Here is a 15,737-nt window from a genome sequence, read left to right as displayed (position 1 = left end):
GTCACCTTACGGTGGTGTTGAGGAGCTTTGTCCTAGTCTCTTGGTGCATCGTCCGTACGCGGTCCGTGGCCGTCTCGTGACCACGCGTGTCCTCTGGGACACGCGTGGTCACGCAGGCGCGGTGGTCACCCAGGCGGTGATCACCCGATGAGCGGGTCGACCGTGATCAGCCCGATCATGGCCGGCAGGCCGTGATCAGCTCAGCAGCTCGGCGTTGAGGCTGATCGTCGTGCCCGCGAGAGCCTTGCTCACCGGGCAGTTCGCCTTGGCGTTCTCGGCCGCCTCCTGGAACTGCTCGGCGGTCAGACCGTCGACCTGGGCGCGGACCGAGATGACGATCCCGGTGATGCCCTCACCCGGCTGGAAGGTCACGTCTGCCTTGGTCTCCACGGTCTGCGGCGGGGTGCCCGCCTTGGCCAGCCCGTTGGACAGGGCCATCGAGAAGCACGAGGAGTGAGCGGCCGCGATGAGCTCCTCCGGAGAGGTCTTGCCGTTTGCCTGCTCGGCGCGCGAGGGCCAGGACACGTCGAACGTGCCCACCCCGGAGGAGTCGAGGGAGACGTTGCCCGAGCCCTCCAGCAGCGAGCCCTTCCACTGGGTCGTCGCGGTACGTGTCGTCGCCATGGCGATCATCCTTTCGATCATGAAGAGTCAACCAGGACCGACCCTACTCGCCTGCCCGGAGCCGATGCCCGAACGGCCCCGCAACGCCCGCCGGGGGTCAGTAGGAGGCGCGCTCGACGAGGACGTCCAGATCCAGGCCGGGGGGGAGCGTGCCGAAGGCACGGCCCGCGTCGCCGGACAGCCGGGAGAGGCAGAAGGCGTCGGCGACGGCCGCCGGCGCCAGCCGCACGAGCAGTGACCCCTGCAGCACCAGGGCCATGTCCTCGGCGACGCGCCGGGCGCGGGCCTCGATGTCCGTCGTGTCGTCCAGCGACTTGCGCAGCCGGTCGACGGCGGCGTCCAGGTGGCGGTCGGCGCCGGAGGCGAGCGAGACCTCGGCGAAGAACGCCTCCTGGGCCTCGGGCTCGCGGCCCAGGGCACGCAGCACGTCCAGTGCCGCGACGTTCCCCGAGCCCTCCCAGATGCCGTTGAGCGGCGACTCGCGGAACAGGCGGGGCATCTGCGACTCCTCGACGTAGCCGTTGCCGCCCAGGCACTCCAGCGCCTCGGCCGCGTGCACCGGAGCGCGCTTACAGACCCAGTACTTGCTCACGGCCAGCGCGGTGCGGCGCAGCGCGGCCTCGGCCCGGTCCCCGGCGATGGCCCGGTCGGTGGCGCCGGCCAGCCGCGTCATCAGGACGGTCGCCGCCTCCGACTCCAGGGACAGGTCGGCCAGCACGTTGCGCATCAGCGGCTGGTCTGCGAGCTTCCTGCCGAACGCGGCGCGGTGCCTGGCGTGGTGGACCGCCTGCGTGACGCCGTACCGCATGCCGGCCGCGGAGCCGATCACGCAGTCCAGCCGGGTCATGTTGACCATCTCCAGGATGGTCCGCACGCCCCGGCCCTCCTCGCCCACCAGATGGGCCGTCGCGCCGTGGTACTCCACCTCGGCGCTGGCGTTGGACCGGTTGCCCAGCTTCTCCTTCAGCCGCATCAGCTGGACGGCGTTGCGGGTGCCGTCCGGCAGGATCCGGGGGAGCAGGAAGCACGACAGCCCGCCGGGGGCCTGGGCGAGAACCAGGAACACGTCGCACATCGGGGCGGAGTTGAACCACTTGTGCCCGGTCAGCAGGTAGCTTCCGTCGCTCAGCGGCTCGGCGCGGGTGGTGCCGGCCCGCACGTCCGAGCCGCCCTGCTTCTCGGTCATCGCCATCCCGGCGAGCACACCGCGCTTGCCCAGCGGCGGGCGCAGCCCGAAGTCGTAGCTCCGCGAGGCCAGCAGCGGCTCCCACTCGGCGGCGAGCACCGGGCTGTGGCGCAGCGCGGCGATCGACGCGTAGGTCATCGAGATCGGGCAGCCGTGCCCCGCCTCGACCTGGCTCCAGAGATAGAACTTGGCGGCGCGGGCCACGTGCGCGCCCGGCCTGGCGCTCGTCCACGGGGTGGCGTGCATGCCGCCCTCGACGGCGACGGTCATCAGCTCGTGCCAGGCGGGGTGGAACTCCACCTCGTCGATCCGCCGCCCGTACCTGTCATGGGTGCGCAGCACGGGCGGATGCTCGTTCGCCAGCCGTCCCCACTCCTGGGCCTGCTCGGAACCGGCGAGGAGGCCGAGCCTGCGCAGTTCCCCCGTGGCCCATCCCGCGCCCTCCCGGTCCACGCCGGCCATGAGGGCGGCGTCGGCGGACACATCGTGCCGGGTGAGCGGATCTGCCTGGTTGAAGACGTCATGGGTCACGTAGGGCCTCCGGTGAACTCATCCGGCCCGTCGCCGGCTCCTGTGCCTATCTCAACATCCCTCCGGCGGGTTGGCGCACTTAATTGTGGCGCTATGTCCGACTTTCGTGTGAAGTTGGAGGGGCGGCCTCCGGGAACGGCCTCCCGCCGTACGCGTCCTCCGCCCCGGCGCGAACCGGGCGGAGTCGCGCGTACGGCTCGCGGTTCAGAGGTTCTTGACCAGGTCGCGGACGTAGTCGTCGTCCTCGTCGCTCTCGGCGAGCACGCGGTCGGCGCCTCGCTGGGCACGGGCGTCCCCCCGGGTGGCCAGACCGCGGGTGGCTTCGGCGACAGTGTTCAGATCCTCGTCGTCGAGCCTGGCGGCGAGCGCGTCGCGGATCAGCTCATTGTCCTGCGCCAGACCCGCCAGGCCCATGGTCGCCCAGTCGCGTACCTCCGCGTCGGGGTCCTCGGTCATCGAGATGAGCAGCGCGAGCCCCTCGGCGTGGCCGGACGGCAGGACGGCGGCCAGCGCGGCGGGGTCGGCCTGGGTGCGGGTCCAGCCGTCGGAGGTGATGATCTCCAGCACCTCGGGTAGGGCGCGCGGGTCGGCGTGGTGACCGAGCGCGCCGAGCACCGAGCGCAGCACCCGCTCGTCGCCCTCGGTGGCCGCCATCCGCCGCAGGATCGGCAGCGCCTCCTCCAGGAAGGGCTTCTCGTCCTCGGTGAAGCCGAACTCGGCGAGCACGTCGACGGCGAACTCCCGCTTGCGCGGATCCTCAGCCGCGCACAGCCGCGCCACCGCGTCGAAGGTCTCGCCGTCGCCGCGCCGGCTCAGCGAGCTCGCCACGGTCCACCAGGTCTCGGCCTCCTCGTCGATGTCGCGGTAGGGCATCGCCCGCTCGACCATCTCGTCGAAGGGCAGTCGCTCGCCCGTCGCGTCCTCCAGCAGGGTCGCGACGGCCGCGTGCCCGCGCTGGCAGGTGAGCTCGGCCACCCGGGTCCCGTCCGGGCCTGCCGCCGCGACGGTCACCAGGTCGGTGCCGTCCGTGGCCCGGCTGCGGCCCACGACGAACTGCGAGCCCTCGGGGGCCTGCTCGGTGAGCTGCTCAAGGAGCGCGCTCTCCAGCTGGGTGCCGAGCCAGTCGTAGGCGATGGACAGCGGCGTGTCGCCGTCGCCGTCGGGCCGGTCGGCCTCGGCGCCGGCCTCCAGCAGCGCGCGCACGACGCCCAGGGCGCCGCGCCGGGTGGCCAGGGTGAGCGCGGTGTCGCCGCCCTCGTTGGCGTCCTCGGGGTCCGCCCCGGCCGCGAGCAGCGTACGGACGGCGTCGGCCCGCCCGTTGGCGGCGGCCCAGAGTACGGCGGTCCACCCGTCGGTCTCCCGCCCGGACACGTCGGCCCCGGCGGCCAGCAGTGCCTCCACGGTCTCGACGCGGTCCCAGGCCGAGGCGGCGCACAGGGGCAGCCCCGCGTCCTGTCCGCCGCTGATCCGGTTGGGGTCGGCTCCATGGGCCAGCAGTGCGCGCACGATGGCCACGCGCCCCGCGCTCGATGCCAGGTACAGGGCGGTGGGCTCTTCCGCGCCGTCGGGGTCGGCGCTCGTCCCGCTCTGCAGCAGCCGCTCGACCCGCTCGGCGTCGTTACCCGTCACCGCGTCCAGGAGTTCTCGGTACATGCCTAGGGATCCTATTGCCTGCCTCGGAGAGGAGGCCGTACACCGGCCGCGACGCCCGGCGCGATGCCCCGCGTCGCCGTATGGTGGACGCGGTGCCCGGTGCGGGAGCGTCGGCAGGTCTGGCTTCCTACCTTCTGGGGGATCCTCTATGCAGACAACTCGCGATATGTTGTGAGTCATGAATGATCCTGGGGAAATGCGGGTCTCGGACGCCGAGCGGGAGGCAGCCGTCGAATGGCTGCGGGTCGCCTCCGTCGAGGGACGGCTGACCCTCGGGGAGCTGACCGAGCGCACCGAGGCGGCCTACACCGCCCTCACCCAGGCCGAGCTGGCCGTGCTCACCGCGGACCTGCCAGGTGGCCACCCGGCGCCCGCCCTCGCCTACCCTCCGGCCGAGCGGGGCGGGGCGGCGCGACGCTGGTTCGTGGCGGTGATGGGCAGCTCCAAGCGGCGCGGCACCTGGCGGATCGACAAGCCGCTCGGCGCCGTCGCGGTGATGGGCGACGTCGTGCTGGACCTGCGCCAGGCCGAGGTCCGCACCGGAGTGGTCGACATCATGGCCACCGCGATCATGGGCGACGTGAAGATCATCGTCCCGGACGGCGTGGACGTCGAACTCGACGGCATCGCCATCATGGGGGACAAGAAGGTCCAGGTGATCGAGGCGCCGCCGGGCACGAACGTGCCGATCGTCCGGGTCAAGGCCTATGTCCTCATGGGGGACATCAAGGTGGTCGGAGACTCGCGGGCCAAGCCCCTCAAGAAGCAGTGGGCCGCCTGGCGGGAGCAGTGGGACCAGATGCGCGGCGAACTGCCCGCTAAGGCACACCCTCACCAGATCCACCCGCCCCCCCAGCCCTGGAGCTCAGCGCACCCTCCCCGGCCGCCCAGACCTCCCCGGCTGCCCGGCCACTGACGGCTCCCCCGCCCGCGGGGTCTCTCACCTGGCTCGCTAGGCGCCGCCCGGCGCGGTGCCACTCCCGGGCCGCGGCACGACCCAGCACACCTCGGGCCGCCTCCGTACCCGGGACCGCACCACTCCCCGGGCCACTCCGGCCCCTCTGAGCCTCTCCGCGCCGCGTGACCGCGCGCCTGGCCGCCTCTGTCCCTCCCCGTCCGGGATCCCTCCCCGCGCCCCCGGCGGGTGAGTCTCCGGACGCGTGCAACGTCTCGGGGTGCCCGGAGCGTAGTGCTCGGTGACATACACCGAGCAGGGAGGATCCCCCGATGCGAGACCGGGCCGACTTCGAGCGCTATGTGGAGCAGCGCTCGGCCCGCCTGCTGCGGACCGCCTACCTGCTGTGCCGCGACTGGGGCACGGCGGAGGACCTGCTGCAGACGGCCCTGGCCAAGGCGTGGCTCGCCTGGCGGAGAGTGGGCGACGATCCGGACCCCTACGTCTACCGCATCCTGTCCAACACCCATGCCAGCTGGTGGCGGCGCAGGTGGCGGGGGGAGGTGCCGAGCGCGGACCTCCCCGAGACACCGGACGAGGCCGCGGAGGACGCGGTGGCCGGCCGGGAGGCGGTCAGGCAGGTCCTGGCCGGGCTTCCCGGCAGGCAGCGGGCCGTGATCGTGCTGCGGTACTTCGCCGACCTGCCCGACCAGCAGATCGCCGAGATCCTCGGCTGCTCGGTGCCGACCGTGCGCAGCCAGGCCAGCCGGGCACTGCGCAAACTGCGGGTCGATCCCGCGACCGCCGCGATCACCACGGGGAGCTGAGATGACGATCACCGAATCCGAACTGCGCGAGATTCTGGCCGGGGACGGGGGCGGGGGCGAGGATCACCGCAAGGGCGTGGCCGTCGTCGACGTGCACCGGCGAGTCCGCGCGATCAGGCGCCGCCGCTGGGGCACGGCCGGCGCGGCCGCGGCCGCCCTCACCGTGGCGGTGGCGCTCAATGTCCTCCCCGGCGGCGACACCGCGAACGGCGCCGATGTCTGGACCGGCGTCATGGCCCGGCCGTCCGCCGTCCCGCCGACCGTGTCACAGCCGTTGGGAGAACCGTATCCCGTGCGTGAGGTCATGACCCGCAGCTTCGGGACCGGCGGAGCACGTGAGGAACTACGGCTCGGGTCCGGAAGCGGTTCGATGACGGTGACCGTCCACTGCTCCGGGCCGCTGCGGCGGGCGGTCGTCTGGATCGACGACGGCCCTCCCAGAAGGCAGCTCTGCGGAACCGGCCCCGACGGATTCCCATTAGCGATCTTCCAAGAGGACCGGAGCGCCACGACGATCAAGAAGCGGGAGAGTCCGGCGGCCGGTGGGCGGGTCGTGTCCGCGGCCGTACTGCCCGGCGAGATCGACAGCACGGGCAAGACGATGAACATGCTGCTCGAAGGGATGGACGAACACTTCGAGGGCTGGGAGGCACAGCTCGCCGAAGCGAAACCCTTCCCGCTGAAGTGGTCGGTCAGCGTACGGGAGGTGATCTTCCCCGTCTGCCGGGACAACGTGCGCCAGGTGGATCCGAGAACCGGGGAGATGGTCCTGCTGCGCTGCGAGGGCGAGGCCACCGCACCCCCGAATCCCTCGTGACCCGGCGGGATCAGGCGGTGGCGAGCACCCTTCGCCGGTGCGCGGCCCGGTCGTAGCGCTCCAGCAGCACCGCCGCGAGCTCCGGGGCGGCGCCCAGCACGTCGGCGACGACGTCGGCGCCCGCGGCCAGGGTCTCGCGGCGGATCTTGTCGGCGAAGTGGCCGGGGGCCAGCAGGTAGGGGGCGACGACGATCCTGGTGGCCCCGGAGCGCCGCAGGCGCAGCACCGCCTCCTGCGGGGTGGGACCGGCGGCCGAGGCGTAGGCGGCGCTCACCGACCGCCAGCCGCGCCGCGTCGCCCAGTCTCCGGCGATCCGGGCGACCGTCGCGTTGGCCCGCGGGTCGCTGGAGCCCGCCGAGACCAGCACCACGGCGGTGCCCGTCTCGCCGGGCTCCACCCCCGCCTCGGCCAGCCGCCGCTCCAGCGCGGTGACCAGCAGCGGGTGCGGGCCCAGGGTGGCGCCCGCGTGCACGCGCAGCAGGGGCCGGCGGGCCGTGGCCTCGGCCAGCGCGCCGGGGATGTCGACCCGGCTGTGGTAGGCCTCGGTGAGCAGCAGCGGCAGCACCACCGCCTCGGTCAGGCCCGACAGCGCCGCGGGGAGCGTCGGGGCGGCGTGGTCGAGGTAGGCGGTACGTACGAGGAGTTCCGGGCGCGCGTCCCGTACCAGGTCGAGCAGATCCTCCACGGTCGAGGCGGCGCGCGGGTCACGGGACCCGTGCGCCACCGCGATCAGCGGTGTCACGGAAGCGGCGCCGGGGGAGCGCCACGTCATACGTGCAGCCCGCACTCGGTCTTGCCCATGCCTGCCCAGCGACCGCTGCGCGGGTCCTCTCCCGGGGCGACCTGGCGGGTGCAGGGGGCGCAGCCGATCGAGGGGTAGTTGTCGTAGTGCAGCGGGTTGATCAGCACCCCGTTGTCGGCCATGTAGTTGTCGACGTCGTCCTGCGTCCAGCTGGCGATCGGGTTGATCTTGACCATCTGGCGCTTGGCGTCCCACTCCACGACCTTGACGCCGGCGCGGGTGACCGCCTCGTCGCGGCGGATGCCGGAGACCCAGGCGAGGTAGGGCTCCAGCGCGCGGTTGAGCGGCTCGACCTTGCGCAGGTAGCAGCAGAGGTCGGGGTTGCGGCCGAACAGGCGCGGGCCCAGGTCGCGCTCCTGCTCCGCGACGGTCCGGGACGGCTGCACGTTGATCACGTTCACGTCGTAGACCTGCTGGACCGCGTCCCGGGTGCCGATCGTCTCGGCGAAGTGGTAGCCGGTGTCGATGAACAGCACGTCCACGCCGGGCTTGACCCGGCTGACCAGGTCGATCAGCAGGGCGTCGGCCATGGAGGCGGTCAGGCAGAGCCGGTCGCCGAAGGTCGCCGCCGCCCAGCGGATGATCTCCAGGGCCGAGGCGTCCGCCAGGAAGCGGGAGGCCGACTCGACGATGTCCTGCAGCTCGAACGTACTCCGCTGCTGCCGTAACCCGATCTCGATGTCCACCAGTGTCATCGCCCGTTCACCCAATCCTCATTCGCCCCGCTGAGCGGTGCGCTCGTCGCGCCGGAACTCGCCGTCTGGACCGTGCGGCTCGCGAGGGCCGCGTCGGATTCGCCGCGCGTCACGAGCGCACCCCGATTCCGAGAAACTTCAACTTGAAGGCACGTACGCACGACCGGCAGTACCAGCCGCCGTCGCCCTCGTAGGGCTCCAGGTCCTCCTCGCCGCAGTACGGGCAGTGGAAGGGAACGGCTCGCTCGCTCATTTCAGGTCCGCGTCGTCGGCGCGCTGCACCCAGTCGGAGAAGGTCTCGTCGTCGTCCTTCTTCTGCTCCTCGAAGTTGCGCAGCACCCGCTCCACGTAGTCGGGAAGCTCCTCGGAGGTGGTCTTCAGGCCGCGGACCTTGCGGCCGAAGCCCGGGTTGACGCCCAGCGAGCCGCCCAGGTGCACCTGGAAGCCCTCGACCTGCTCGCCCTTGTCGTTGACGACGAGCTGGCCCTTCAGGCCGATGTCGGCGACCTGGATGCGCGCGCAGGAGTTGGGGCAGCCGTTGACGTTGATGGTCAGCGGGTTCTTGAAGTCGGGCAGCCGCTGCTCCAGCTCGTCGATCAGGTCGGCCGCGGTGGCCTTGGTCTCGACGATGGCCAGCTTGCAGAACTCGATCCCGGTGCACGCCATGGTCTGGCGGCGGAAGGTGGAGGGGTTGACCTGCAGGTCGCCGGCCTCCAGTTCGGCGACGAGGCTGTCGACCCGGTCGGGCGTTACGTCGAGGATGACCATCTTCTGCTCGACGGTGGTGTGCACCCGGTTGGAACCGTGCCGCTCGGCGATGTCGGCGATCAGGTGCAGCTTGTCACCGTCCAGGCGGCCGACCTTCGGCGCGAAACCGACGTAGAAGTTGCCGTCCTTCTGCGGGAAGACGCCCACGTGGTCCCTGCGGCCGCCGCGCGGCTGCTCGGGCGCGGGGCCGTCGGGCAGGGCGTGGCCGAGGTACTCCGTCTCCAGGATCTCCCTGAACTTCTCCGCACCCCAGTCGTTGATCAGGAACTTGATCCGGGCCCGGTGCCGCAGGCGGCGGTAGCCGTAGTCGCGGAAGATGCCGATCACGCCGCCGTAGGCGGGGGCGACCTGCTCGGGGGTGAGGAAGACCCCCAGTCGCTTGCCGAGCATCGGGTTGGTGGACAGGCCGCCGCCCACCCAGAGGTCGAAGCCCCGTTCGCCCTTGTCGTTCACGACGCCCACGAACGCCACATCGTTGATCTCGTGCACGGTGCAGTGCGCCGGGCACCCGCTCACCGCCGCCTTGAACTTGCGCGGCAGATTGGAGAAGGCGGGGTCGCCGATGTAGGTGTCGTAGATCTCCTGGATCTGCGCGGAGCCGTCGATGACCTCGTCGGTGTCGATCCCGGCCAGCGGGCAGCCCAGGATGACGCGCGGGGTGTCGCCACAGGCCTCCGTGGTGGACAGGCCCACCGACTCCAGGCGCTCCCAGATGTCGGGGACGGCCTCGATCTCGATCCAGTGGAGCTGGATGTTCTGCCGGTCGGTGACGTCGGCGGTGCCCCGGCCGTAGAGGTTGGAGATGTCGGCGATGACCCGCAACTGCGCCAGGTTGAGCCGGCCGCCGTCGATCCTGACCCGGAGCATGAAGTAGCGGTCGTCAAGCTCCTCCGGCTCCAGGATCGCGGTCTTGCCGCCGTCGATCCCGGGCTTGCGCTGGGTGTAGAGACCGAACCAGCGCATCCGGCCACGCAGGTCGGAGGGGTCGATGGAGTCGAAGCCCCGCTTGGAGTAGACGTCGATGATCCGTTGACGGACGTTGAGCCCGTCATCGTTCTTCTTGTTCTCCTCGTTCTTGTTCAACGGTTCGCGGTAACCGAGAGCCCACTGACCTTCGCCACGCGGGCGCTTGTGGTGTCGGTTGACCGGCCGGGCCGGGGTCGTCATGTGCGCGTCCTTTTTGAGGCTCGATGGGATGATTTCCGGACGCGCACGGGCGGCACCTCCCGCCTCGTCGTTGAGTGCGGGGGTGATTACTCAGAGGAGGACGCCTGTTACGCGGCCGAGCTGGGTGAAATCAGCAGAGGGCGACGGTTAACGGACGTCACAACAGATGGCACTGTGGACACGCAGGAGGTCGACGTGGCGTCGCACGACGAGCAACGGGTCCGCTGGCATGTCACCGACGATACCTTGGTGGCACCGGATGTCCAATGTTGGGTCCACAATCTGGACGCGAAGGTGGGATCCGGTCCTGGATCACCCTTGGCGCGGCCAGCTCGTCGCCGACTCCCTGGGCCTGTCGGCGGGCTTGTGCTGGCAGTCGCACCACGAGCCACCCCGGCACTTCTCGTGCCGCCGCGCCTTGCACTCCTGGCAGATCATGCTTCCATTCTGCGCTGTTCCTTCTAGAACATCGCTCGGTTACCCTGGCCTTGGTCGGAACAGGGAGGCGCCATGGGCCTGGTGGACGAACTGCTGGCGGATCTGCGCGCCGAGACGGCCGAACTCGACGCGGTGATCGGAAGGCTCGGCGCGCAGGAGTGGGAGCTGGCCACCCCGGCCGAGGGCTGGATGGTGCGCGACCAGATCAGCCATCTCGCCTGGTTCGACGACGCCGCCACCGTCTCCGCCACCGACCCCGACGGGTTCCGCGCCGCCCTGCCCGCCCTCCTGGCCCGTGGCGACTCCGCGGTGGACGAGCTCGCGGTCGCCTCGCGCAGCCTGGCCGTCGGCCAGATACACGACTGGTTCCGCGAGGCCAGGGCCCGCGGTCTGGAGGCCTTCGCCCGGCTGGACGCCGGTGCCAGGTTGCCCTGGTACGGGCCCGACATGTCGGTCGCCTCCTTCGTCACCGCACGCCTGATGGAGACCTGGGCTCACGGGCAGGACGTGGCGGACGCGCTCGGCGTCACGCGCGCGCCGACCGTCAGGCTCAGGCACGTGGCGACGCTCGGGGTACGTGCCATGTCGTACGGCTTCGCGGTGCGCGGTCTGAGGCCGCCGGCACAGCCGGTGCGGGTGGAGCTGACCATGCCCGACGGATCGCCGTGGGCGGCCGGGCCCCCGGGCGTCCCCGACCTGGTCCGCGGCACCATGCTCGACTTCTGCCTCCTGGTGGTTCAGCGCCGCCACCTCGCCGACACGTCCCTGCTGGTACGCGGCGAGACCGCGAGGGCCTGGACGGCGGTCGCACAGGCCTTCGCCGGCCCCCCGGGCAAGGGAAGAGCCCCCCTCGGTCAGGGGAAGATATAGGGATTTCTCAGGGCAGTATCGGATAGAAGTGAGACTGTTTCACCTGACATGCTCGTAAATATGCGGACTTTGTTGAACGTCATCTGGTTGGTCTTCGCGGGAATCTGGCTGGCGATCGGCTATGTCCTCGCGGGCATCGTCTGCTGTGTGCTGATCATCACGATCCCGTTCGGTATCGCGTCGTTCCGGATCGCCGCCTACGCGCTGTGGCCCTTCGGCCGGACCGTGGTGCGCGACCCCGAAGCGGGGGTGATGTCCACCATCGGCAATGTGATCTGGTTCGTCGTGGCTGGGATCTGGCTGGCGATCGGGCACCTGCTGACCTCGATCCCGCTCTTCCTGTCGATCATCGGAATCCCGCTGGGCCTCGCCAACCTCAAGCTGATTCCCGTCTCCCTGCTGCCGCTGGGCGCCCGTATCGTCGACAACGATGACGCCCAGGCGCCTTACCACAGGTAGACCGGGCAGGCGGGTGAGATTCGATCGTTGCCCGCCGAACTCGTGATCAAGCACGGCTAGGAATACCGTTGTGTGGCATGACGTCCACTGATGCCCCGGCCCAGCGCCCCGGGCCCAAGCGGCGCCCTTCGCGCGGGCCCGGGACATGGCTGCGCGCGGGCCTCGGGTGGATTCGCGGTACGGATCTCTGGACCCGGCTGCTGGCGGTGCTCGCCTGGATTCGTGGAACCGACCTGTGGGCGCTGGCCACAGCCACCACGAACGCGGGCGTCACCTACCGGGTCACCGGCCTGGCGGGGGAGGCGGCCTTCTTCGCGCTGCTGTCGCTGCCGCCGTTCATGCTCGGCCTGATCGGCGTGCTCGGCCAGCTGACCCGGGTGTTCGGCCCCGAGACCGTCAAGAACGTCAGCGACTGGATCGACCAGCAGGCCCACCTGCTCTTCACGGACAACGCCGTCGACACCGTCGTCACCCCGCTCATCGAGGACGTGCTGAAGCCCGAGAACCAGGTCTCGCTGATCTCCCTGGGCTTTCTGCTCGCGCTCTGGTCGGGCTCGCGGGCGCTGTTCGTCTACGTCGACCTGATCTCGGTCGCCTACGGCCTCGGCGAGGAGCGGGGCATCATCCGCACCCGCCTGATGTCCTTCGGGTTCTACCTCGCGGGCCTGCTGATCGGGCTGGTGGTGATGCCCGTGCTCGTTCTCGGACCCGTCGCGCTGCGCGGCGCCCTGCCGACCGACTACGCCCCGCTGGTCGACGTCCTCTACTGGCCGGTGGTCGTCATCGGCTCGGTGATCTTCCTTACCCTGCTCTACCACGTAAGTGTGCCCGTACGCACGCGCTGGTGGCGCGAACTGCCCGGAGCGGTGCTCGCGCTCGTCATCTGGATCGTCTGCGCCGCCGTGCTGCGCGCGGTGCTCGCCGCCTGGTTCTCCCCGGTCTCCATCTACGGCTCGCTCGCCGCGCCCATCGCCGTACTGCTCTGGCTCTACATCACCGCGCTGGCCGTGCTCATCGGGGCCACCCTCAACGCCGAGGTCGACCGGCTCTGGCCGGTCGACGGCGCAGGTCGCGCCAGCCGCATGGCTTAGTCCGCTATCGTCTATGCGGCGACTGGCGCATAGGGTGGGAAAGACCACCAGGGAGCTGAAGGGCGAGAAGGCCGAGCGCCTGGGTCTTCACGCGATGTCGACGATGACAGGGGAGTGAAGGCGCATGAGTGCTCTTTCCAGCGTGGATCCGCAGATCGCCGAGCTCATCAGGGCCGAGGAGCGGCGACAGGCCGACACCGTCAAACTGATCGCTTCGGAGAACTACGTCTCCAAGGCCGTCCTTGAGGCCACCGGCACCGTCCTCACCAACAAGTACTCCGAGGGCTATCCCGGCAAGCGCTACTACGAGGGTCAGCAGGTCATCGACCAGATCGAGACCATCGCCGTCGACAGGGCCAAGTCCCTGTTCGGGGTGAACCACGCCAACGTCCAGCCCTATTCGGGCTCGCCCGCCAACCTCGCGATCTACCTGGCCTTCCTGAAGCCGGGCGAGACCGTGATGGGCATGGGCCTGCCCTTCGGCGGCCACCTGACCCACGGCTGGTCGGTCTCGGCCACCGGCAAGTGGTTCAACCCGGTCCGCTACGGGGTTCGCAAGGACACCGGCCGCGTCGACATGGACGAGGTGCGCGAGATCGCCCTCCGTGAGCGACCCAAGGTGATCTTCTGTGGTGGTACCGCGATCCCGCGCACCATCGACTTCCCGGCCTTCGCCGAGATCGCCCGCGAGGTCGGGGCCGTGCTCGCCGCGGACATCGCGCACATCGCGGGCCTGGTGGCCGGCGGCGCCCACCCGTCCCCGGTCGGTTACGCGGACGTCATCTCCACCACCACCCACAAGACCCTGCGCGGGCCCAGGGGCGCCATGCTCATGGCCACCTCCGACGAGCACGCCACCGCCCTCAACAAGGCGGTCTTCCCCGGTCTGCAAGGTGGTCCGCACAACCACACCACCGCGGCCATCGCGGTGGCGCTGAAGGAAGCGGCGACCGACGACTTCAAGGACTACGCCCGCCAGGTCGTCCTGAACGCCAAGGCGCTGGCCGAGGAGCTCAGCGGCCGCGGCTTCGACCTGGTCTCCGGTGGTACCGACAACCACCTCATCCTGTTCGACCTGACCCCCAAGGGTATCGGCGGCAAGCCCGCCGCCCAGGCCCTGGACAAGGCGGGTCTGGAGACCAACTACAACACCGTGCCGTTCGACACGCGCAAGCCGTTCGACCCGTCGGGCATCCGCATCGGCACCGCGGGCGTGACCAGCCGTGGCATGGGCGTCGCCGAGATGCGGCAGATCGGCGCCTGGATCGACCAGGTCGTCACCGCCCTGGCCAAGGACGAGGACGAGGCCAAGCACGTCATCACCCGAGTCCACGGCGAGGTCAGGGAGCTCACCTCCCACTTCCCGGCACCCGGCCTGTGACCGAGCCCTCGCCGGCGGCGCGCCGGGCACGCTCGGGACGATGCCGGCGGGGCTGAACAGATCTTCAAGGGCCGGATCCGTCAGGGCCCCGGGACACCATGTGTCCCGGGGCCCTGACGCGTTCTCCGGGCCACGGCCAAAATGGGTTTGCGCCGGGCGGGAGGGGCTGCGCTATGGTTCTCCGGAAGACGTCGTCCGAGAGACGGGCGGCCGTGAGCCACGAGGAGGTGGAGATCATGCGGGTTGTTCTGATGATCATGCCATCCATCAACCTCCGGGTGCCCGCCTAGCCGATTCGCGACGGGGCACCCGACCTTCCAAAAGGGTGTACCCACGTTGTCTTCGTCAATCGTCTCTTCATCGGCCGCTCTCATCGCGCTCGGCTGGAACGACTTCTTCGCCGCCGAACTCCCCACCGGTCTGACTCCCGCCCGGGTGTCCCGCGTCGATCGCGGTGCCGCCGAGGTGCTGTCCGCCTCCGGCCATCTCCGGGCCGACTACGGTGCCCGGGTGCGGCGCGAAGCCGCCGCCGATCCCGTGGCACTGCCCTGCGTCGGTGACTGGGTCGGGCTCCGCCGGCTGGCCGAGGGCCGCTTCGAGCTGGAGGCGCTCCTGCCCAGGCGCACCGCGTTCGTGCGCGGCGGTGTCGGCAGGGTCTCCAGGAGCGGGCTCTCAGGTGACTCCCAGGGGCAGGTGCTCGCCGCCAACGTCGATGTCGTCTTCGTCGCCGAACCCGCGCTGCATGCCACCGACACCGCGGATCTGGGCAGGATCGAGCGGCTGCTCGCGCTCGCCTGGGAGAGCGGTGGCCGTCCGGTGGTGCTCGTCACCAAGTCCGACCTGATCGGCGAGGGGCTCGACTTCCTGCTGAGAGAGGTGGCCGCGGCGGCACCGGGGGTGGACGTGCGCCCGGTCTGCTCGGTCACCGGGGAGGGGGTCGACATCGTCCGTGAATACCTTGAGGGCACGCGCACCGCGGTGGTGCTGGGGGCCTCCGGTGCGGGCAAGTCCACGCTCGTCAACGCCCTGGCCGGGGCGGACGTCATGGAGACCCAGCACGTCAGGGCCGGCGACGGCCGGGGGCGTCACACCACCGTGCACCGCGAGCTCATTCCGCTGGCGAAAGGCGGACTGATCATCGACACGCCGGGTATCCGCCGCATCGGCCTGTACGACATGGGCGAGGGCGTGGACATGGTCTTCTCCGACCTGGAGGAACTCGCCGGGCGCTGCAGGTTCGGCGACTGCGGCCACGACAGCGAGCCGGGCTGCGCGGTGCTCGCCGCGATCGAGGACGGCACGCTTCCCGAGCGGCGGCTGGAGAGCTGGAACAAGCTCCAGAGGGAGGCCGCCTGGATGGCCTCCAGAAGTGACGCGCGGCTCCGCAAGGAACTGCAGAACAAGTGGAAGATCATCCACAGGGAGATGCGGAAGCCGGGCCGCAACAGGCCGTGAAACACGGGAAATGCCCGCCGTGCGGTGGTCTGTGCTCCAGACGCCGCACGTGCGGGGCCCGACACGACAACGTGTGAT

At 70.5% G+C, this 15,737-nt stretch carries 17 protein-coding genes and 1 riboswitch; of the genes, 8 read left to right on the top strand and 9 right to left on the bottom strand.

Annotation, left to right across the window (positions count from 1 at the left end):
• Positions 1-195 precede the first annotated feature (195 nt).
• The 3 genes from IG98_RS0121185 to IG98_RS0121175 form a co-directional block, all read right to left on the bottom strand.
• Positions 196-624, bottom strand: coding sequence for an OsmC family protein (locus tag IG98_RS0121185; RefSeq protein ID WP_030914646.1), 429 nt, complete (start codon positions 622-624; stop codon positions 196-198).
• A gap of 97 nt (positions 625-721) precedes the next feature.
• Complete coding sequence (locus IG98_RS0121180; RefSeq protein ID WP_030914641.1) at positions 722-2,341, bottom strand: isovaleryl-CoA dehydrogenase; 1,620 nt, start codon at positions 2,339-2,341, stop codon at positions 722-724.
• Positions 2,342-2,545: 204 nt separating this feature from the next.
• Positions 2,546-3,994, bottom strand: a complete 1,449-nt coding sequence (locus IG98_RS0121175) for an ankyrin repeat domain-containing protein (protein WP_037970914.1) — start codon at positions 3,992-3,994, stop codon at positions 2,546-2,548.
• 178 nt (positions 3,995-4,172) lie between these two features.
• Between IG98_RS0121175 and IG98_RS0121170 the strand changes: the two genes are divergently transcribed.
• The 3 genes from IG98_RS0121170 to IG98_RS0121160 all read left to right on the top strand — a co-directional run bounded on the left by IG98_RS0121170 (position 4,173) and on the right by IG98_RS0121160 (position 6,533).
• Entirely contained in the window at positions 4,173-4,910 is a 738-nt protein-coding gene (locus IG98_RS0121170; RefSeq protein ID WP_030914635.1) for a DUF1707 SHOCT-like domain-containing protein, read from the top strand.
• Positions 4,911-5,221: 311 nt separating this feature from the next.
• Positions 5,222-5,716, top strand: coding sequence for a SigE family RNA polymerase sigma factor (locus tag IG98_RS0121165; RefSeq protein ID WP_030914631.1), 495 nt, complete (start codon positions 5,222-5,224; stop codon positions 5,714-5,716).
• A gap of 1 nt (position 5,717) precedes the next feature.
• A complete protein-coding gene (locus IG98_RS0121160) occupies positions 5,718-6,533 on the top strand; it encodes a hypothetical protein (protein WP_030914628.1) in 816 nt (271 codons plus the stop codon).
• Positions 6,534-6,543: 10 nt separating this feature from the next.
• Here the strand turns inward: IG98_RS0121160 and IG98_RS0121155 are convergent, their stop codons facing one another.
• The 6 genes from IG98_RS0121155 to IG98_RS54320 all read right to left on the bottom strand — a co-directional run bounded on the left by IG98_RS0121155 (position 6,544) and on the right by IG98_RS54320 (position 10,403).
• Positions 6,544-7,305: a sirohydrochlorin chelatase gene (locus IG98_RS0121155; protein ID WP_157594437.1), complete on the bottom strand. Its 762-nt coding sequence runs from the start codon at positions 7,303-7,305 to the stop codon at positions 6,544-6,546.
• On the bottom strand, positions 7,302-8,030 hold the full coding sequence (locus IG98_RS0121150; protein WP_030914622.1) for a phosphoadenylyl-sulfate reductase: 729 nt from the start codon (positions 8,028-8,030) through the stop codon (positions 7,302-7,304). The genes IG98_RS0121155 and IG98_RS0121150 overlap by 4 nt, the downstream gene beginning before the upstream one ends.
• 109 nt (positions 8,031-8,139) lie before the next feature.
• Positions 8,140-8,283 (bottom strand): hypothetical protein, encoded by a 144-nt coding sequence (locus IG98_RS0121145; protein WP_012893136.1) that lies wholly within the window; start codon positions 8,281-8,283, stop codon positions 8,140-8,142.
• Positions 8,280-9,965 carry a nitrite/sulfite reductase gene (locus IG98_RS0121140; RefSeq protein WP_030914616.1) on the bottom strand — a complete coding sequence of 562 codons (1,686 nt, stop codon included), beginning with the start codon at positions 9,963-9,965 and terminating at the stop codon, positions 8,280-8,282. The genes IG98_RS0121145 and IG98_RS0121140 overlap by 4 nt, the downstream gene beginning before the upstream one ends.
• A gap of 147 nt (positions 9,966-10,112) precedes the next feature.
• On the bottom strand, positions 10,113-10,196 hold the full coding sequence (locus IG98_RS54880) for a putative leader peptide (protein ID WP_362835314.1): 84 nt from the start codon (positions 10,194-10,196) through the stop codon (positions 10,113-10,115).
• Positions 10,197-10,277: 81 nt separating this feature from the next.
• A complete protein-coding gene (locus tag IG98_RS54320) occupies positions 10,278-10,403 on the bottom strand; it encodes a hypothetical protein (RefSeq protein ID WP_281178501.1) in 126 nt (41 codons plus the stop codon).
• A gap of 72 nt (positions 10,404-10,475) precedes the next feature.
• Here IG98_RS54320 and IG98_RS0121135 point away from each other — a divergent pair, with 72 nt between their 5' ends.
• The 5 genes from IG98_RS0121135 to rsgA all read left to right on the top strand — a co-directional run bounded on the left by IG98_RS0121135 (position 10,476) and on the right by rsgA (position 15,659).
• The gene (locus IG98_RS0121135; RefSeq protein ID WP_030914613.1) at positions 10,476-11,273 is read left to right on the top strand and encodes a TIGR03084 family metal-binding protein; all 798 of its coding nucleotides are present in this window, start codon (positions 10,476-10,478) and stop codon (positions 11,271-11,273) included.
• 60 nt (positions 11,274-11,333) lie between these two features.
• Positions 11,334-11,732, top strand: coding sequence for a YccF domain-containing protein (locus tag IG98_RS0121130; protein WP_030914611.1), 399 nt, complete (start codon positions 11,334-11,336; stop codon positions 11,730-11,732).
• Between the two features lie 77 nt (positions 11,733-11,809).
• Entirely contained in the window at positions 11,810-12,823 is a 1,014-nt protein-coding gene (locus IG98_RS0121125) for a YihY/virulence factor BrkB family protein (protein ID WP_245651650.1), read from the top strand.
• An 8-nt stretch (positions 12,824-12,831) separates the two neighbouring features.
• Positions 12,832-12,915: riboswitch (ZMP/ZTP riboswitch) on the top strand.
• Positions 12,916-12,947: 32 nt separating this feature from the next.
• A complete protein-coding gene (gene glyA, locus IG98_RS0121120) occupies positions 12,948-14,204 on the top strand; it encodes a serine hydroxymethyltransferase (protein WP_030914603.1) in 1,257 nt (418 codons plus the stop codon).
• A gap of 336 nt (positions 14,205-14,540) precedes the next feature.
• Positions 14,541-15,659 carry a ribosome small subunit-dependent GTPase A gene (gene rsgA, locus IG98_RS0121110; protein WP_030914600.1) on the top strand — a complete coding sequence of 373 codons (1,119 nt, stop codon included), beginning with the start codon at positions 14,541-14,543 and terminating at the stop codon, positions 15,657-15,659.
• Positions 15,660-15,737 lie beyond the last annotated feature (78 nt).

The organism is Streptosporangium amethystogenes (genome assembly GCF_000721075.1).
GTDB classification, from domain to species: domain Bacteria; phylum Actinomycetota; class Actinomycetes; order Streptosporangiales; family Streptosporangiaceae; genus Streptosporangium; species Streptosporangium amethystogenes.
Note: the sequence above shows the minus strand (reverse complement) of the source record. Positions and strands in the feature narration are given on the sequence as shown.